14 protein-coding genes, 1 tRNA gene and 1 pseudogene are annotated in these 18620 nt (G+C 67.8%); 8 read left to right on the top strand and 8 right to left on the bottom strand.

Annotated elements, in window-relative coordinates; all coding sequences use genetic code 11:
* Window positions 1-47 precede the first annotated feature (47 nt).
* The 5 genes from pal to IDM46_RS10485 all read left to right on the top strand — a co-directional run bounded on the left by pal (window position 48) and on the right by IDM46_RS10485 (window position 3098).
* Entirely contained in the window at window positions 48-560 is a 513-nt protein-coding gene (gene pal, locus IDM46_RS10505) for a peptidoglycan-associated lipoprotein Pal (RefSeq protein WP_182825015.1), read from the top strand.
* 92 nt (window positions 561-652) lie between these two features.
* Window positions 653-1486 carry a tol-pal system protein YbgF gene (gene ybgF, locus IDM46_RS10500; protein WP_185115654.1) on the top strand — a complete coding sequence of 278 codons (834 nt, stop codon included), beginning with the start codon at window positions 653-655 and terminating at the stop codon, window positions 1484-1486.
* A 61-nt stretch (window positions 1487-1547) separates the two neighbouring features.
* Window positions 1548-2234: a 7-carboxy-7-deazaguanine synthase QueE gene (gene queE / locus IDM46_RS10495; RefSeq protein WP_223877958.1), complete on the top strand. Its 687-nt coding sequence runs from the start codon at window positions 1548-1550 to the stop codon at window positions 2232-2234.
* A gap of 34 nt (window positions 2235-2268) precedes the next feature.
* Entirely contained in the window at window positions 2269-2943 is a 675-nt protein-coding gene (queC, locus tag IDM46_RS10490; protein ID WP_182825311.1) for a 7-cyano-7-deazaguanine synthase QueC, read from the top strand.
* Window positions 2944-3022: 79 nt separating this feature from the next.
* A tRNA-Lys gene (locus IDM46_RS10485) sits at window positions 3023-3098 on the top strand.
* 83 nt (window positions 3099-3181) lie between these two features.
* On the opposite strand, the gene IDM46_RS10480 is transcribed toward IDM46_RS10485, so the two are convergent.
* From IDM46_RS10480 to IDM46_RS10470, 3 genes are all read right to left on the bottom strand, one after another.
* Window positions 3182-3676, bottom strand: coding sequence for a ferritin-like domain-containing protein (locus IDM46_RS10480; protein ID WP_185115652.1), 495 nt, complete (start codon window positions 3674-3676; stop codon window positions 3182-3184).
* Window positions 3677-3783: 107 nt separating this feature from the next.
* On the bottom strand, window positions 3784-4947 hold the full coding sequence (locus IDM46_RS10475) for a zinc-dependent alcohol dehydrogenase (RefSeq protein ID WP_185115651.1): 1164 nt from the start codon (window positions 4945-4947) through the stop codon (window positions 3784-3786).
* Between the two features lie 36 nt (window positions 4948-4983).
* Window positions 4984-5880 carry a manganese catalase family protein gene (locus IDM46_RS10470; protein WP_182825025.1) on the bottom strand — a complete coding sequence of 299 codons (897 nt, stop codon included), beginning with the start codon at window positions 5878-5880 and terminating at the stop codon, window positions 4984-4986.
* Window positions 5881-6104: 224 nt separating this feature from the next.
* Here IDM46_RS10470 and IDM46_RS10465 point away from each other — a divergent pair, with 224 nt between their 5' ends.
* From IDM46_RS10465 to rfbD, 3 genes are read left to right on the top strand one after another with little or no spacing between them, the layout of a single operon-like run.
* Window positions 6105-7400 carry a glycosyltransferase gene (locus IDM46_RS10465; RefSeq protein WP_185115650.1) on the top strand — a complete coding sequence of 432 codons (1296 nt, stop codon included), beginning with the start codon at window positions 6105-6107 and terminating at the stop codon, window positions 7398-7400.
* Complete coding sequence (gene glf / locus IDM46_RS10460) at window positions 7397-8560, top strand: UDP-galactopyranose mutase (protein ID WP_223877957.1); 1164 nt, start codon at window positions 7397-7399, stop codon at window positions 8558-8560. Before IDM46_RS10465 ends, glf begins: the two co-directional genes overlap by 4 nt.
* Window positions 8561-8564: 4 nt before the next feature.
* Window positions 8565-10784, top strand: coding sequence for a dTDP-4-dehydrorhamnose reductase (gene rfbD, locus IDM46_RS10455; RefSeq protein ID WP_185115648.1), 2220 nt, complete (start codon window positions 8565-8567; stop codon window positions 10782-10784).
* A gap of 24 nt (window positions 10785-10808) precedes the next feature.
* Here the strand turns inward: rfbD and IDM46_RS10450 are convergent, their stop codons facing one another.
* The 5 genes and pseudogenes from IDM46_RS10450 to IDM46_RS10430 form a co-directional block, all read right to left on the bottom strand.
* Window positions 10809-13619, bottom strand: a complete 2811-nt coding sequence (locus IDM46_RS10450; RefSeq protein ID WP_185115647.1) for an EAL domain-containing protein — start codon at window positions 13617-13619, stop codon at window positions 10809-10811.
* The gene (locus IDM46_RS10445; RefSeq protein ID WP_182825035.1) at window positions 13616-13900 is read right to left on the bottom strand and encodes a circadian clock KaiB family protein; all 285 of its coding nucleotides are present in this window, start codon (window positions 13898-13900) and stop codon (window positions 13616-13618) included. Before IDM46_RS10445 ends, IDM46_RS10450 begins: the two co-directional genes overlap by 4 nt.
* A gap of 10 nt (window positions 13901-13910) precedes the next feature.
* The gene (gene kaiC, locus IDM46_RS10440) at window positions 13911-15641 is read right to left on the bottom strand and encodes a circadian clock protein KaiC (protein WP_185115646.1); all 1731 of its coding nucleotides are present in this window, start codon (window positions 15639-15641) and stop codon (window positions 13911-13913) included.
* A 420-nt stretch (window positions 15642-16061) separates the two neighbouring features.
* The gene (gene recQ / locus IDM46_RS10435) at window positions 16062-17882 is read right to left on the bottom strand and encodes a DNA helicase RecQ (protein ID WP_185115645.1); all 1821 of its coding nucleotides are present in this window, start codon (window positions 17880-17882) and stop codon (window positions 16062-16064) included.
* 108 nt (window positions 17883-17990) lie between these two features.
* Window positions 17991-18470 (bottom strand): annotated as a pseudogene (locus IDM46_RS10430) (Dps family protein); the annotation flags it as partial.
* Window positions 18471-18620: the final 150 nt, after the last annotated feature.

Here is an 18620-nt window from a genome sequence, read left to right as displayed (position 1 = left end):
CGCTTGCAAGCTGAATGCACAACCCCTTTGCAGAGGATCGACGAGAGATGAAGACCCCAACCCGCGTTCTGCTCACCGCCCTGCTCTGCATGGCCGCTGTTGCATGTACCAAGAAGGTCAAGGAAGAGGCGCCGGTCGACACCGGCCCGTCCACCCCGACCACCACCCAGCCGGCCACCACCGCCGGTGCCTACGGTCCCGAAGACCTTGATACCGATGCATGCCTGCGCCAGCGCGTGGTGTACTTCGATCTCGACCAGGATTCGCTGCGCCCGGAGTTCCAGGCCGCCATGGCCTGCCACGCCAAGTACCTGCGTGACCGTCCGTCCGCGCGCCTGACCCTCGAAGGCCATGCCGACGAGCGCGGCAGCCGCGACTACAACCTGGGCCTCGGCGAGCGTCGCGGCAATGCGGTGTCGTCGGCGCTGCAGGCCAACGGCGGCAACGGCAGCCAGGTCTCGGTGACCAGCTACGGTGAAGAGCGTCCGACCTGCACCGCCTCGAACGAGGATTGCTGGGCCAAGAACCGCCGCGCCGAGATCGTCTATACCGCCCGCTGAGCGGCGCACGCGTGACCACCGTCGGCAGCTGTCGGGGAACCCCGCCAGCTGCCGATTGTCTTTCCAGAGTCCGAACAACAGCAGCCGATGCCATGACCCGCAGCCACGTCCTGTCCCGCCTTGTCCTCGCCAGCGCGCTTGCCGCGGCGCTGTTCGCCCCGCCTGCTTCGGCGCAACGTGCCAGCCTCGGCGAGCGCGTCTCGGCGCTCGAAACACAAGCCGCCAACAACCAGGGCAACATCGACCTGCTCAACCAGCTCACCGCGCTGCGCAATGAAGTGCAGGCGCTGCGTGGCCAGATCGAGGAGCTGCAGCAGCAGAACGACCAGCTGCAGACCAGCGCCCGCAACCAGTATCTCGATCTCGATGACCGCATGAACCGCCTGGAAGGCGGCAGCGGTGCAGCGTCGTCCCCCGGCGCGGCGGCACCTGCGGCAGCGCCGAGGCCCGTCGCCGGCCCGGCAGCGCGCCCCGCGGCGGGCCCCGTGGACAGCGCGCCCACCGTGTTCGGCGATGCCGGCCTGCTGGCCAATGCCGCCGACGAGCGCAGCGCCTACGAGCTGGCGTTCTCGGCCATGAAGGAAGGCCGCTACGCGGAGTCCGCCAACCTGTTCCAGGCCTTCCTGCGGGCGTATCCCACGGGGTCGTACGCACCCAACGCGCTGTACTGGCTGGGCGAGAGCTATTACGTCACCAGCAACTACGCGCTGGCCATGGAGCAGTTCCAGGCGGTGTTGCAGCGCTATCCCACGCATGACAAGAGCGCGGGCGCATTGCTGAAGGTGGGCCTGTCGCAGTACGGCCTGCGCGACCTGCCGGCGGCCGAGGCCACCCTGGGCCGGGTGGTGGCGCAGTACCCGGGTACCGACGCCGCCCGCACCGCCGACGACCGCCTGCGCTCGATCCAGCTCAACAGCCTGCGCTGAGGCCTGTTTTCCGCCGCCCCGCACAGGGGAGCGCGGCGACCGGCGCGGTAGAATGACGCCCATGGACACCCTTTCCGCCGAGTCCGGCGTGGCCACCGCCGCGGCCCCGGACCGGCTGCGCATCACTGAAATCTTCCTCTCGCTGCAGGGCGAGGCGCGCGACGCCGGCTGGCCCACGGTGTTCGTGCGCCTGACCGGCTGCCCGCTGCGCTGCACCTACTGCGATACCGCCTACGCCTTCCATGGCGGCGAGTGGCGCGACATCGCCGCCATCGTCGACGAAGTCGCCGGCCACGGCGTGCGCCACGTGTGCGTCACCGGCGGCGAGCCGCTGGCGCAGAAGCGCTGCATCGGCCTGCTGCGCGCACTGTGCGACGCCGGCTTCATCGTGTCGCTGGAAACCTCGGGCGCGATCGACATCGCCGACGTCGATCCGCGCGTGTCGCGCGTGCTCGACATCAAGACCCCGGGTTCCGGCGAAGTGCACCGCAACCTGTGGTCCAACATCGACCTGCTCACCGCGCACGACCAGGTCAAGTTCGTGATCTGCGGCCGCGCCGACTACGAGTGGGCGCGTGCGACCCTGGCCGAGCACGCGCTCGACGCGCGCTGCGACGTGCTGTTCTCGCCCAGCAAGTCGGAGCTCCAGCCGCGCGACCTGGCCGACTGGATCGTCGCCGACCGCCTGCCGGTGAGGTTCCAGCTGCAGCTGCACAAGATCCTCTGGAACGACGAGCCGGGGCGCTGACATGCAGACCAACGATCCCGGGCTGCCCGCCATCGTGAGGAATGCCGTCGTGCTCGTGTCCGGCGGGATGGATTCCGCGGTGGTGCTCGCCATCGCGCGCGAGCAGGGCTTCGCCGTGCATGCGCTGAGCGTCGCCTATGGCCAGCGCCACACCTCCGAACTCGAGGCCGCGGCTGCGCTGGCCGCGTCGGCCGGCGTGGCCGCGCACAAGGTGGTGGGCGTGGACTTGCGCGCGATCGGCGGCTCGGCGCTCACTGCCGACATCGACGTGCCGGACGCGGGCGATGCCGGCGGTGGCGTTCCCGCAACTTACGTGCCGGCCCGCAACACCATCATGCTGTCGGTGGCCCTGGGTTGGGCCGAGGTGGTGGGCGCGGCGGACATTTTCTGCGGCGTCAACGCCGTGGACTATTCCGGCTATCCGGACTGCCGGCCCGAGTTCATCGCCGCGTTCGAGCGCCTCGCCAACCTGGCCACGCAGGCGGGCGTGGAGGGCGCGGGGATTCGCGTGCACGCGCCGCTGCAGCACATGTCCAAGGGCGACATCGTGCGCGAAGGCCTGCGCCTCGGCGTCGACTTCGCGCAGACGGTGTCCTGCTACAGCGCCGATGCCCAGGGCCGCGCCTGCGGCCGTTGCGACGCCTGTGCGCTGCGTGCCGAAGGCTTTGCGGGCGCCGGCGTGGCCGATCCGACGCGCTACGTGCGCTGAGGCTTCGCGCCCGCCTCACGGCAACGCCCGTCCCGTGCACGGTGCCCCGCGGGACGTGTGACATAATTCCGCCCCTGCCGGGCCGTTAGCTCAGTCGGTAGAGCATCGGACTTTTAATCCGCTGGTCGATGGTTCGAATCCATCACGGCCCACCAGCTTCACAGCATAAAACACGCCTGGAGCGGGGAGCCGAAAGCCCCGCAGGCATGATCCTGCGGGGCGCTCCTCAACCGGCCGCTCAGGCGGCTCGTCTGGCCTTCTGGCCGCCGCCTTCGGCGATCATCGTCAGCTTCTCGTCGGTCGCCTTCTCTTCCTTCAGCGTGGCCTCCAGCAGCGGCAGCGCGTCGTTGTAGCCGAGCTGCCTGGCCAGCGCACAGATCGTGCCATAGGCCGCGATCTCGTAATGCTCGGCCTTCTGCGCGCCGCCGATCAGCGCGGCATCGCGCACCGGGCCCGCTTCGACCTCTTCGATCGTTTCCTTGCTCTCTTCCACAAGGCCTTCCATCGCCACGCACTTCATGCGCTTCAGCTTGATGCCCAGGATCTGGACAACCTGGTCGATGCGTTCGATCTGGCCGAGCGTCTCTTCCAGATGGGTCTCGAATGCGGCTGCAAGCTTCTCGGACTCTGAGTTCTTGGCCAGCCGTGGCAGCGCCTTGCTCATCTGCTTTTCGGCGCTGTAGATGTCGGAAAGCTCATGGACGAACAGTTCTTCCATCGTTTTGACAGACATGGGGATATACCTCGTTCGGGGGATTGTCGAATCTACGGAGCAGGGCGGGGGCCCTGGTGAAAAATCGCGCCGCGCGGGTTCAGCCGGCGTGAACTTGCGCGCGCACTTCAGGGCGTCAGCACCACCTTCCTGCAGTCGTCTTCCTGGGCGTTGAACATCTCGTAGCCCTTGGCCGCGTCGGCCAGCTTCATCCGGTGTGAAATAATCACCTCGGGTACAAGCCGGCCCTCGGCGATCGCGTCCAGCAGCTCCGGCATGAAGCGTTGTACGTGCGTCTGGCCCATCCTGAAGGTCAGGCCCTTGTCGAATGCATCGCCGAACAGGAAGCCGTGGATGAAACCCGCATACACGCCCGGCACGCTGATCGTGCCGCCGCGGCGCGTTGCCGCGATGCACTGGCGGATCGCCTTGCCGCTGGAGCCTTCCAGCTTGAGCGTGGTCAGCACGGTCTCGGTGGGGCTGCCCTTGGCCTCGAAGCCCACCGCCTCCACGCTCGCGTCCACCCCGCGCCCGGCGGTCGCATCCACGATGGCCTCGGCGGGATCGTCCACTTCGGAAAAGTCGATCGGGATGATTCCGTACGTGGCGCGTGCGAACTCCAGCCTGTGTGCGTTCTCGTCCACCATGAAGATGGTCTCGGCGCCGAGCATGCGCGCGCACGCCGCGGTCATCAGGCCTACCGGGCCGGCTCCGAAGATCGCCAGCGACGACCCCGGTTCCACGCCGGCATTCAACACCGCCTGGTAACCGGTGGGCAGGATGTCGGACAGGAAAAGCACCTGCTCGTCCGCCAGAACCTCCGGGACCACCAGCGGACCCACGTTGGCGTTGGGCACGCGCACCAGCTCGGCCTGCCCGCCCGGCACGCCGCCATACAGGCGGCTGTAGCCGAACAGCGCCGCCGGCGGTTTGCTGCCCTTGGCATTCATGATGGCGCCGCGCCCGGTGTTGGTGGTCTCGCACGCCGCGAACTCGTCGAGCATGCAGTGGAAGCACTTGCCGCAGGCGATCACGAACGGGATCACCACGCGGTCACCCACCTTGACGCGGGTCACGCCGGCACCGGCATCTTCCACGATGCCCATGAACTCATGGCCGAGGATGTCGCCGTCTTCCATCGTCGGGATCTTGCCGCGGTAGATGTGCAGGTCCGAGCCGCAGATCGCGGTGGCGGTGACGCGCAGGATGATGTCGTCGGCGGCGACAAGCATGGGGTCCGGCATGGTCTCGACCCGCACGTCGTGCTTGCCCTGGTAGGTGAGTGCTTGCATGGCATGATTCCGGTGAGTGAGGGGTGGTGCCGTTTCCTAGAGCTGCTTGCCCGAGGTTGCGCCCGCGCCCGGGCCCGCGCCCAGATCAGCGCCGGTGATCGGGTCCGCCGACGGATCCGACAGCGTGCGCGCCGCAAGCTTGTCCAGCGTTGCCTGCTGCTTCTTGGTCACGCCGACACTCGCGCTGCCGTCGCCGCCGTCCACTGCCGCCTGTGCATCACGGTCTTCCACGCGCTCCCACAGTTCGCCGCTGTTCCAGGGGCCGAGTTCGTCACCGGTGCCCTGCGACATGTCGTAGTAGACGTCGGTGAAAGCCGGATCGCCCGGCAGCTTGCCCGGCGGGAAGTTGGGCGTGATCGCGTACAGCGCTTTCTCGAACGATTTCTGGTGCGCCACCTCGCGCGTCATGAGGAACGTCAGCGCATCCTTGATGCCCGGATCGTTGGTGACATTGATCAGGCGCTCGTACACAAGCTTGGCGCGCGACTCCGCGGCGATGTTGGAGCGCAGGTCGGCGGTGGGGTCGCCGATGGTATCGATGTACGCCGCCGTCCACGGCACGCCGCTGGAGTTCACCAGCGCGGGGCCGTTGCCGTACAGGATCGCTTCGGTCTGGCTGGTGCTGTTGCCGGTCAGTACGCGCATCTCGGCCATCTCTTCCACACCCTCGGCAAGTTCGCCCTTGGCGCCCTTGTTGAGCATGGCGATGATCGATCCGATGATCTCGAGGTGGCTCAATTCCTCGGTGGCGATGTCGTACAACATGTCCTTGCGCCCGGCGTCATCTTCGGCGAGCGCCTGGGTGAAGTAGCGCATCGCGGCTGCCAGTTCGCCCTGCGGACCGCCGAACTGCTCAAGCATCAGCGTCGCCAGAATAGGGTCGCCTTTCTCGACGCGGACGGTGTACTGCAGCCGCTTGTTGTGCATGAACATCTGGTTTCTCCGTCTGGACCGCCTTCGCCGCGAGGATGCGCCAATGGTGCGGAGGCCAAAAACTAGGCGTCACGCGGTGATGCCACCATGAAAAACAAGGCTGAATTCGCCTTCCACGCTCGCCTCATGAGAAGTCATAAACCTGAACCCGCTCTGAGCAAATCTTCACTCTCCCGTCGACACTCGAGGCGAAGACTCGACGTCCACACTCAGTTGGGATCGACATGGCCAGCGGATTCGATGGATCGCATAGCAGCGCGATCGACACGCAGGAGGAGACAAGCGGCCAGCTCGCGCACCCGCACATGGGCAGCGTGGTGACGCACGCGCAATCCGCATCGCGCGAGCGACAGGTGGCGGCCTCCGACGACCGGCGCTTCCCCTTGATCGTCCATTGCCACCTGCGCTGGGATTTCGTCTGGCAACGCCCGCAACAGCTGTTCACGCGCCTCGCCGCACATCACCCTGTGCTGTTCATCGAAGACCCGCTGCCTTGCGACGGTCCGCCCGCGCTCGAGGTGTCGGAGCCGTTCGCGAACGTGGTGCGGCTGGTGCCGCGCCTGCCGCAGGATGCGCCGGCCGACGCGGACGGCCAGTGGACACTGCTGCTGCCAATCATCCAACAGGCGCTGCGCAGCCATCCGCTGCTTGGCGGGCGTTTCACCGATGCGGTGCAGTGGTTCTATTCGCCGATGAGCGCGCCGGTGCTGCTGGGGCAGTTCGGGACGCGCGGCACGGTGTACGACTGCATGGACGAGCTGGCGAACTTCCGCTTTGCGCCGACAGACATCGCCGAGCGCGAACGCTTCCTCCTGTCGCGTGCGGATGTGGTGTTCACCGGCGGCTACCAGCTCTACGAGGCGAAGTCGCGGCTGCACTCCAAGGTGCACTTCCATGGCTGCGGCGTTGACGTAGGCCACTACGGGCGCGCGCGGCTGGCGTCGACGGAGGTGCCCGCGGCGGTGGCCCACCTGCCCGGGCCGGTGTTCGGCTACATCGGCGTGATTGACGAGCGATTGGATTACGGCTTGATCGAAGCACTGGCGACGCAGTTCCCCGAAGGATCGGTCGTGATGGCCGGACCGCTCGCCAAGGTGGAGCGTGCCGAACTGCCGGACCGGCCCAACATCCACTGGCTGGGCCAGCAGGACTACATGGCGCTGCCAGCCCTGGTGAAGGGATTCGACGTGTGCCTGATGCCGTTTGCGCTCAACCAAGCCACGCGGTTCATCAACCCGACCAAGACGCTCGAGTACATGGCGGCCGGCAAGCCGGTGGTGTCCACCGCGATCGCCGACGTTGTGCGCAACTTCACCCCGGTGGTGGCCGTGGGTGACACCGCGGCGGACTTCCTGGATGCCGCGGCGCAGGCAGCGCACGCGCCGGATCCCGTGCTGCTTCGCCAGGGCATCGCGCGGGCGACGGACGCGTCATGGGATGCGACGGTGGCGGCGATGCGCGGCGAACTGCTCGACGCCGTACGGCCGGTACGCATCACCGCGTCGGCGGGTGCAGCGTGAAAACCGATGTGCTGGTGGTAGGCGCCGGTTTTTCGGGTGCCGTGGTGGCGAGGCAATTGGCCGACGAAGGCCTGCAGGTGCTGGTCATCGACAAGCGCGACCATATCGGAGGCAACGCGCACGATCGAAGTGACGCCCATGGCGTGCTCGTTCACCCCTACGGGCCGCACATATTCCACACCAACAGCGCGCGCATCTTCGATTACCTCTCGCAGTTCACCGAGTGGCGTCCCTACGAGCACCGCGTGCTGGCAAGCGTGGATGGCCAGCTGGTGCCGCTGCCGATCAATATCGATACGGTCAACCGGCTGTACGGGATGTCCCTGGACGAACACACGATCCAGGCGTTCTATGACCACGTCCGCGAACCACGCGACACCATCGCCACCAGCGAGGACGTGGTGGTGGATGCGGTAGGGCGCGACCTGTACGCCAAGTTCTTCCAGGGCTATACCCGCAAGCAGTGGGGGCTGGATCCGTCGGAGTTGTCCGCATCGGTGGCGGCCCGGGTACCGGCGCGCACCAACCACGACGACCGCTACTTCACCGATCGCTACCAGGCGATGCCACGCGATGGGTACACGGCGATGTTCGAGCGCCTGCTCAAGCATCCCGGGATCCACGTCGAGGCTGGCGTCGACTACTTCGAGCAGCGCGCACGACTGCTGGCAAGGCACGTGGTGTACACCGGACCGATCGATGCGTACTTCGACCATTGCTACGGTCGGCTGCCATATCGCTCGCTGCGCTTCGAGCACCAGCACCTGGCGGCTACCGCGCGCTACCAGGCGGTGGGCACCGTGAATTACCCCAACGACCACGCCTATACGCGCATCACCGAGTTCAGGCATATCACCGGGCAGGAACACGCGGGCACGTCGATTGTGCGCGAGTACCCGCAGGACGAAGGCGAGCCGTATTACCCGGTACCGCGCCCGGAAAACGAGCGCCTGTTCAAACGTTACGAGGCGCTGGCACGCAATGAAGCGGGCACCACGTTCGTCGGCCGGCTGGCGCAGTACCGTTACTACAACATGGACCAGTGCGTGGGCGCGGCCCTGAAAGCCGCCGAGTACGTCCTGGCCAGGCTTGACTACCGCTCCGCGTCGTCGGAACCGACGGCGGGCAGGCTGCAGGCCGCCAGCAGGCAGGGCGCCTGAAGCGATGGAGCGCAACCACGCCATCGCTGTGCGCGATGGGTCGTTGCCGGCCCTGTGGGGCGGCGTGGAATGCACCATCAATCGGGTGGGTGATCACTGGTTCAGCCAGCTTGAACGCAGTGGCCACCTGGGGCGCTCGTCCGATCTGGACGCCATTGCCGGACTCGGGTTGCGCGCGGTACGACAGCCGGTGCTGTGGGAGCAGGTCGCGCCTGATGGACTGGCAGCGGCGGACTGGTCGTGGGTCGACCAGCAGCTGCCGCGGATCCGGCACCTCGGCATGGAGCCGATCGTCGGGTTGCTGCACCACGGCAGCGGCCCACGCCACACCAGCCTGGTTTCACCCTGCTTTGCCGCCAAACTGGCCGCGTATGCCGGCGCGGTGGCCGCACGTTATCCGTGGGTGACGCACTACACGCCGGTCAACGAGCCGTTGACCACGGCACGGTTCAGTGGCCTCTATGGGCACTGGTATCCGCATGGCCGCGACAGCGCGACATTCTGGCGCGCGCTGCAGGCGCAGTGCCGCGCGACGGTGCTGGCGATGGCGGCGATCCGGGAGGTGCAGCCGGCCGCACGCCTGGTGCAGACCGACGACCTGGGCCGCACCTGGTCCACGCCGAGGCTGGCCTACCAGGCCGATTTCAACAACGACCTGCGCTGGTTGGCCTGGGACCTCCTGTGCGGTCGCGTGGATGCGTCGCACGCGCTATGGAGCTGGCTGAGCCACTGCTGCCACGCCGCGCCGGCGGACGTCCTCTGGTTTGCCGCCAATGCGTGCCCTCCGGACATCATCGGCGTCAACCATTACGTCACCAGTGAGCGCTTCCTCGATGAGCGCGTGGAGCGCTATCCCCCGCCCACGCACGGGGGCAACGGACGCGAGCGGTACGCCGACGTCGAGGCCGTGCGCGTGCTCGCCGCGCCGACCGGTGGCATCGGTCCGCTGTTGGAGGAAGCCTGGGCGCGTTACGGTCTGCCGCTCGCAGTGACCGAGGTGCACCTGCATGCGCCGCGCGAAGACCAGCTGCGCTGGCTCGCCGAAACGTGGAATGCGGCCTGCCAGGCGCGGCATGCGGGCATCGATGTACAGGCGGTCACGGTGTGGGCGCTGTCCGGCAGCCGCGACTGGGACTGTCTGCTGACCCGCTGCGACGACCACTACGAACCGGGCGCGTTCGAGGTTTGCGGCGACACGCTGCGCCCGACCGCCATCGCGCGGCTGGCGACGCAGCTGGCCACGGGGGTGATGTCGCAACACCCTGTCCTGTCGGGCCCGGGCTGGTGGCGACGCCCCTCGCGGCTGCTGCATCCGCCGGTGACGCTGGCACAGGAGTTTCCCGAGCGTCCAGCCGTAGGCGAGGGCCGCGCGCCGGTGCTGATCACCGGCGCCACCGGCACGCTCGGGCGCGCGTTCGCGCGGATCTGCGTGGAGCGGGGACTCGACCACCAACTGCTTGATCGCGCCCAGCTCGACATCGCCGATCCGGGCGCGGTACGTCGCGTGCTCGAGCGCTATCGGCCGTGGGCGCTGGTGAATGCCGCCGGCTACGTGCGGGTGGATGACGCCGAAGCCGATGCGACGCGCTGCTATCGCGAGAACACCGAGGGTCCTGGCCACCTGGCGGCCGAATGCGCGCGCGCCGGCATCGCGCTGCTCACCTTCTCCACGGACCTGGTATTCGACGGCGCGCGCTGCGAGCCCTACATGGAGGATGCGCAGGTCGCGCCGTTGAACGTGTACGGGCTGAGCAAGGCGCGCGCGGAGCGGCTGGTGCTGGAGCGCCATCCGGAAGCGCTGGTGGTCCGCACCAGCGCCTTTTTCGGCCCCTGGGATGGCCACAACTTCATCACCACCGCACTGCGGGCCCTGCGCGCCGGCCTGCCTTTCGACGCGGCGAGCGACCAGACCATCTCGCCGACGTACGTGCCGGACCTGGTCCACGCCTGCCTGGACCTGCTGGTGGACGGCGAGGCGGGAATCTGGCACCTCAGCAACGGTCACGCGCTCACCTGGGCTGACCTGGCACGCCGTGCGGCCGCTGTGGTCCGCACCGACACCGCCACTCTCCGCCCCTGCACCTCCGGGCACCTCGCGCTGGCGGCCCGCAGGCCGCGCTACAGCGCGCTTGGCAGTCAGCGCGCCTGCAGCCTGCCGACGCTTGACGATGCCCTGGCCCGTTGGCTGGCGGGCAGCGACCACCACCTGCTCGATGCCGCCTGAAATCGGGCCGTGTCGCCCGGTGGATTACCGGGCTGGCATGCCCGCCAGCAGGAAGCGCGACTCGAACTCGCTGACCGGCAGGGGCCGGCCATGCAGATAGCCTTGCGCTTCTTCACAGCGCAGCAGCTTGAGCAGGCTGGACTGCTCCTCGGTTTCCACGCCCTCGGCAACCACCCGGAGCTTGAACGAGTGGGCCAGTGAGATCATCGTGGACACGAGCGAAAGGCCTTGCGCGGAGCGGCCCATGTCATCGATGAATGAGCGGTCGATCTTCAAGGTGTCGACCGGCAGCTTCGCGAGGTAGCCGAGGGAGGAAAAGCCGGTACCGAAGTCGTCGATGGCGATTCGCACCCCCATCCCGCGCAGCGCGTGCAGGGTCTCGATGCTCTGCTCGATATCCGACATGAGCATGCTCTCGGTGATTTCAAGCTCCAGTCCCGCGGGTGCCAGCGGGTCGACCGAGATCAGCTCACGTACGTCATCGACGAAGGCGGGGTCGCGCAACTGGAGCGGCGAGACGTTGACGGCGATGCGAACCGCAGGCAACCCCGCGCGAAGCCAGCGCAGGTAGTCATCGATGGCGGTGCGCATGGCCCAGCGGCCGACTTCGATGATCAGGCCGGTTTGCTCCAGGATCGGGATGAACTGCGCCGGCTGCGTCATGGTCAGGGTGCGCGGGTCGTTCCAGCGGATGAGCGCCTCGGCGCCGACAACCCTGCCGCTGTCCACGTTGACCTTGGGCTGGTAGTGCAGCACGAACTCGCGATTGTCCAGCGCATGTCGCAGCTGGTTCTCCTGGACAAGCTGGCGCGCGATCGAGTCGGTCATTTTCTGGGTGTAGAACAGATACCGCTTGCCGGCGGCCTTGGCGTTCTTGAGCGCCGACTCGGCCTTCTGCAGCAGTCCGCCCGCGGTCCCGGAATCCTCCGGGAACGTGGCGATGCCGAATTTGGCGGCGATGCGGAACGGCGCACCATCGAGCAGGAAGGCATGCTCGTGGAACGCCTTGATCAGGCGCCCCAGGCCGGGTGCGGCGTCGCCGGGCCGATCGCCATCGGTCAACACGAAGGCGAAGTGGTCCGGGCCGACGCGCGCGAGCAGGGTCGGATCGCCCAGCTGCCGGCCCAGCCAGGTGGCGATCTGTCGCAACAGGTCGTCGCCGGCATGCACGCCGAGACTGTCGTTGATGCTCTTGAAGCGCTCGAGGTCGACCAGCGCCAGCACCCCGGCGGTCGTGCCGCGCAGGCATTGCGCCGCGCGTTCCAGGAACAGGCTGCGGTTGGCCAGCCCGGTCAATGCGTCGAAGTAGGCCAGGTAGTTGATGGTTTCCGACTTGCCGATGTGGTCGATGGCGAAGCCGATGTCGTTGGCGACTTCGGTAAGCAGGGCGATCTCGGCGTCGTCGAAATAATCCACGTCGCTGGCGTGCAGGCTCATCACCGCCACCACTTCGCCACCGACAATGATCGGCAGGAAGACGAGGGACAGGATGCCGTTCGCAGGCTCGATCCCGGGCCGCATGAAACGGACATCGCTCGCCAGGTCGTTGACGATCACTGCTTCACGGGTGTGCACGGTCAGCGTGCAGGGCTGCGCGAGGTCGTCCAGCGGAAACCCGCGCTCCACCGGAAGCGCGGCCGCGGGGCAGTTGCCCGCCGAGGCGACCGGCACGACGCTGGCACCAACCACATCCACGCGCCCGATCCACGCCAGCAGGAAGCCGCCGGATTCGACCGCGATGCGGCAGGCACCCTGGAAGAGCTCGTCGCGGTCGCGCACGCGCACGATCAGTCCATTGACCTGGCTCAAAACCAGGTAGCCGCGGTTCAGGCGCTTGATCCGCTCCTCGTCCAGGCAGCGGGCGGTGATGTCCTGGCATGTGCCGATCAGTCGGAGCGGACGCCCGTCCTCGTCAAAGTCCACCTGCCAGCGCTTTTCGAGGAACTTGACGCGGCCGCCGGGCAGCAACAGGCGATGGCGCATCACCTTGGGTTCGCGCGACGACAGCAACGCCCGCAGCTCGATGTCCACCCGCGCCTTGTCCGCCGGGTGGACCAGTTCGAGCAGGTCGTTGCGCGTGACCGCGACCTCCGGATCCACCTCGTGGATCCGATAGCTTTCCGCCGACCAGAGCACGGCCATCGTCGCCAGATCGGTCTCCCAGCTGCCCACCTTGGCCACGCGCTGTGCCGCGACCAGCCGCGCCCGCTCCAGGCTCAGCTGGCGGGTGGACTCGCGTTGCTCGGCCTCGCTGGCCTGCAGCGCGATTTCATGAAGCTTTCGATCGGTGATGTCGACGTGCATGACCACCACGCCGCTTGCCTGGTCGTCGCTCACGGGGGTGGCCGTCATCTGGAACCACCGGTCGATGTCCGGCGAATGGCAGGGGTAGATCGCGTCGAAGCCCGTCGCCGCACGTTCGAGTACCGACAACAGGCCGTCGGCAATTCCTGTGGCGCCGTCGGAACGGTCGCCGTGGGCGTCCTGGCAGGCATCCAGGTAGTTGGCCCCCACGTCGGCCGATGACCCCTTCAGTCCATTGCTGCGCCCGAACTGCCGCCACGACTCGTTGACCGCCACGATGAAACCGCTGCCATCAAGCAGCGCGATGTTCGCCGGCAAGCTGTTGAGGATGGCCGTGCGCCGCGCGGCATCGACGCGGCGCACGTCTTCCTGCGCACGTTGCAGCAGGATGGTGCGGCCACCGGCATCGGTGATGGCATCGATCTGTCCGGCGGTGAGTTCCTGCAGGCGGTCCTCGGCGTGCCGGAGCGTGGCCAGCAACGCCTGCACCTCGTCTTCGAGCGCGGGGCTCTCGTGGGGGAAGTCGGTCACGCCGACGACTCGAGCCCCAGTGTCTGCAGCACGGTTGCCGTCTCGCTGAGGTTGCCCACCACCCGGCGGACCGCTCCCGGCTGCAGGATGACCAGGGTCGGGGTCATGAAAATCCGTTCGGCCAGGGCGCGGGTGGGTTGGACGAACACGTCGACCACTTCGATCTCGTGCCGGCCTGGCAGGTGCGCCCGGCAGATGGCGCGCAGGTTGGCCAACGCCTGCACCGAATTGGCCGCATTCTCGGCGACGAAGAGCTGGAACTTGAAGTGGGCAGTGTCCATGACGGCCGACTCAGGAGGGCTCGACCGCAGCGTCGGCGCCACGCAGCTCGCGCAGCATCGTGTGGCCGCCCTTGAGTTCGCTCTCGCGGGTTTCGGTGGTCCGCGTCAGCAACGCTTTTTCGGCCTGCTTGGCCGCGAGTACGGTCTGCAGGGACCGCAGGCGGACTTCCAGCTCCGCTTCCTCGGCGTCGAGCTGGACGCGCTTGAGCCGGCCCTGGACATCGGCCAGTTCCCGGGCGGCCCGCGCCGCGCTCTCCTTTTCCCAGCGCATGGTGCCCATCAGCACTTCGCCGCCTGCGGTGTAGATGTCGGCCAGGGTCACGCCCGTGCTGCTGAGGATCAGTTCGCGCACCTGGTTGGAGTGCGACGTGCCACGCGACTTGATGATCGACAAGCCGCGATTGCGTTCACCGGCCTGGACCAGGTAGCTCAGGTGGATCCATGTGTCGGCCAGGGTCGAGACCTGCAACGGCGTACCGCCGTTGTGCGGGCCGGCCATCTCGTCGAGCAGCGAGGTGCACACCATGGTGATGCCATCAGACTTGGTCCAGTCGATCAGCCGTTCGGCGACGCCGTGCGCGGTCATCTCGTTGCCGGCCCTGGACAGCGTCGAGACCGGATCGATCACCAGGCAACGCGCCTTGTGCTCCTTGGCGATCGCCTTGATGCGCACCAGGAGGCTTTCCGCGCTGCCGTTGATGGTGCGCGCCGACACCATGCGCAGCACGCCGCTGTGCACGTGTGGCCCGAGCTGGATGCCGACCGACTCGAGGTTGCGCACGACTTCGGTGCCGTCGGAATCGAAGCTGACGAACAGGGTCTGCTCGCCGCGCTCGCAGGCTGCTTCGGCGAACGAGCCGCTCAGGGTGGTCTTGGCCGTACCGGGAAAACCGGTGATCAGCACGCTGGCCCCGCGGTAATAGCCACCGTCGAGCATCGTGTCGAGCCGTTCGATGCCGGTGGTCACCCGTTCGTTGGTGTGATCGGCGTCGCTGCCGCCCAGCAGCCGGGATATGGCCACGTCGAAGCCATCGGCGCCGATCACGAACGGCGACTCGTTCTCGTTGAAGGCCGAGCCGCGATACTTGAGCACGCGCAGGTTGCGCTGCGACACGCCATGCTCGACCGAGTGGTTGAGCACGACCGTGCAGTCGACCATGAACTGCATGAAGCCGAAGCTGTTCCCGTCGACGGCACCGGCGTGGTCGCCGGAGGCCTTGGCGGTGATCAGCGCGGTCAGGCCACGCGCGATCAGCCATTCGTGCACCCGATAGACTTCCCGGCGCCGGCTGGCGTCGTCGGGCAGCAGGTCCAGCAGGATGTCCAGCGCATCGAACACGATCCGCCGTGCGCCCATCGCCGAAGCCTGCGCGCCCAGCCCGGCGAGCATGCCGGTCAGGTCGAAGGCGCCCGCGTGCACGGCATCCGCGCTGGGAACGCGGTCGAGGAAATAGAGCTGCTCCGGTGGCAATGCACCCAGGTCCCAGCCGAAGCCGCGTGCGTTGGCCACGATGCGATCCGCGGTTTCCTCGAACGCGACGAAGATCCCCGGCTCCCCGCACTGCCGGCACCCATGGGCAAGGAACCCCAGCGAGAAGATGGTCTTGCCCGAGCCAGGTCCGCCCAGAAGCAGGGTGGTCCGGCCAACCGGAAGTCCCCCACCGGTCAACTCGTCGAATCCGGCAATGCCGGTCTGTGCCTTGCACAGCAGGGGGGGGATGGATCGGGATTCAGCAGACATGTGCTCGCCGGAAGTCAGGTGCGGGCTGCACAGGTACACAGGATGCTGCAGGCGTGAAAAAACGCCCACAAGGGTCGAAAGGCCCCCATGGCCGCGTTTAACGTGACACCGCCCACAGTTCCTGGCATCGCCGTGGGTCTCAGTTCAATGAATACGCAGTTCGCATCCGGGCCTGGGCAAGCATCGCTTCAGCGTGGAGGGTGCCGTTCTGCGGTCACCGGGCATTCGCTGCGCTTGATCGGTTGCGACGAAATGCAGGGCGGCTACTTCTGCGAGCCGGTCCCGTTTGCGACCTGCGTCGCCAGCTTCCCCGGCTGACGAGCACCTGAGCACGCGGGCAGCGGTCCGCTGGACGGCATCCACGAGCTTCTTCTGCCGGCAGCGGGTGACGCGGCCCTCGGGTTGCAGCAGGGCGAACCGTCAGGCGGCCTCAACCTCGGCCACGGCGTCCAGCACCTCGTCGCCGTAGCGCTCGATCTTGCCGGCGCCGATGCCGCCGATGAGCGACAGGTCGCCCGGCGTGCGCGGTCTCAGGCGCGCGATCTCACGCAGGGTGGCGTCGTGGAAGATCACGTACGGCGGCACGCCCTGCTCACGCGACAGCCGCGTGCGCAGCGCGCGCAAGGCCTCGAACAGCGGCTGGTCGGCGCGCGCCACTTCCACCGTGGCGGGGCGCTCGCGCCGCTCGCCGCCGCGGCTGCGCGGGGCCTCCTTGCGCAACAGCACCTGGCGCCGGCCCTGCAGCACATCGCGGCTTTCCGCGGTGAGCCGCAGGCCACCAAAGCCCGCGCTGTCGACCTCCAGGAGGCCCGCGGCGACCAGTTGCCGGAACACGCCGCGCCAGCTGCGCGCGTCGAGGTCGGCGCCGATGCCATGGGTGCTGAGCGCGTCGTGGCCGAACTGGCGGATCTTCTCGGAGTCCGAACCGCGCAGGATGTCGATCAGGTGCGCGGCGCCGAAGCGCTGGCCGCTGCGGTAGACGCAGGACAGCGCCTTCTGCGCCGCCACGGTCGCATCCCACGATTCCGCCGGGTGCAGGCAGTTGTCGCAGTTGCCGCAGGGCTCGCCGGGGCCGTTGGCGGCGTAGTCCTCGCCGAAGTTGGCCAGCAGCACCTGCCGCCGGCAGCGCATCGATTCGCAGTAGCCGACCAGCGCATCGAGCTTGCGGTGCTCCAGCCGCTTGCGCTGGTCGCCGGACTCGGACTGGTCGATCATCTGCCGCAGCAGCACCACGTCGCCCAGGCCGTGGCACATCCAGGCGTCGGCCGGGTCGCCATCGCGGCCGGCGCGCCCGGTTTCCTGGTAGTAGCCCTCGATCGACTTGGGCAGGTCCAAGTGCGCCACGAAGCGCACGTCGGGCTTGTCGATGCCCATGCCGAAGGCGATGGTGGCCACCATCACCACGCCGTCCTCGAGCAGGAAGCGGCGCTGGTTGGCGGCGCGCACCGAAGCGTCCAGGCCGGCGTGGTAGGGCAGGGCGTCGATGCCCGCCTCCTGCAGCAGCTCCGCGGTCTTGCCGACCTTGTTGCGCGACAGGCAATACACGATGCCGGCCTCGCCGCGATGGCCGGCCATGAAGTCGAGCAGCTGGCGGCGGCCGTTGTCCTTGTTGACCACGGTGTAGCGGATGTTCGGCCGGTCGAAGGAGCTGGTGAAGTGGCGCGCGTCCTCGAGCTGCAGGCGCTCGGCGATCTCGCGCTGGGTAGGCGGATCGGCGGTGGCGGTGAGCGCGATGCGCGGCACCTGCGGCCAGCGCTCGTGGAGCACGGTCAGCTCGCGGTACTCGCGGCGGAAGTCGTGGCCCCACTGCGACACGCAGTGCGCCTCGTCGATCGCGAACAGCGCGATGCGGCTGGCGTCGAGCAGTGCCATGAAGCGCGGCGTCAGCAGGCGCTCGGGGGCGACATACAGCAGGTCCAGCGTGCCCTCGCGCAGCTGGCGCTCGACGGCCGCGGCTTCGGCGCCATCGAGGGTGGAGTTGAGGAAGGCCGCCTTGACGCCCAGCTGGCGCAGCGCCTCCACCTGGTCCTGCATCAGCGCGATCAGCGGCGATATGACCACCGCGGTGCCTTCGCGCAGCAGCGCGGGCACCTGGTAGCACAGCGACTTGCCGCCGCCGGTGGGCATCAGGACCAGCGCATCGCCGCCGCCGGCGACGTGCTCGATGATGGCGGCCTGCTGGCCGCGGAAGGCGTCGTGGCCAAAAACCGCGCGCAGCACCTGGTGGGCGTTGTCACTCATGCGACAAGGATACCCGGCCACCGTCCCGCGGCCTGATACGGAGACGCCCGACACGGGGGTCGGGCGTCTCCGGTCCGCGCCGCCGGAAAGCTTCCGGCCGCGGCAGGACTACTGCAGCAGCGAGCGCAGCATCCAGGCGTTCTTCTCGTGCACCACCAGGCGCTGGGTCAGCAGGTCGACGGTCGGGTCGTCGCCCGCGTCGTCGGCATGCGCCAGGGCGCGGCGCGCGGTGCGGCACACGGCCTCGTTGCCGACCACCAGCTGGCGCACCATCTCGCGCCAGTCCGGGGCTTCGGTCAGGCCCGGCTCCTCGGTGATCGAGCTCAGGCGGATGAACTCCGCGTACGAGCCCGGGGCGTTGTAGCCCAGCGCGCGGATGCGCTCGGCGGTCTCGTCCAGCGCATTCCATTGCTCGGTGTACTGGTCCATGAACATCGTGTGCAGCGAATTGAACATCGCGCCCGTGACATTCCAGTGGAAATTGTGGGTCTTCAGGTACAGCGTGAAGCTGTCGGACAGGAACTGCGACAGGTCCTGGGAGATCGTCTTGCGGTCCTTGTCGGAAATGCCGATGTCGACATTGGGCGCCATCGAGGTCGGACCGGGCGACGCGGCCGGGTCGGCGGCCCGGGCGCGGGATGCGGCGGTCTTCTTGGTGGTCTTGGTCTTGGTCTTGGCCATCGGGGTTTCCTCTCGTTGATTGCACGCGACAATGGGCACGATGGACACACGTGATCG

The sequence above is a fragment of the Luteimonas sp. MC1825 genome, from assembly GCF_014764385.1.
Lineage (GTDB): Bacteria > Pseudomonadota > Gammaproteobacteria > Xanthomonadales > Xanthomonadaceae > Luteimonas.
Note: the sequence above shows the minus strand (reverse complement) of the source record. Positions and strands in the feature narration are given on the sequence as shown.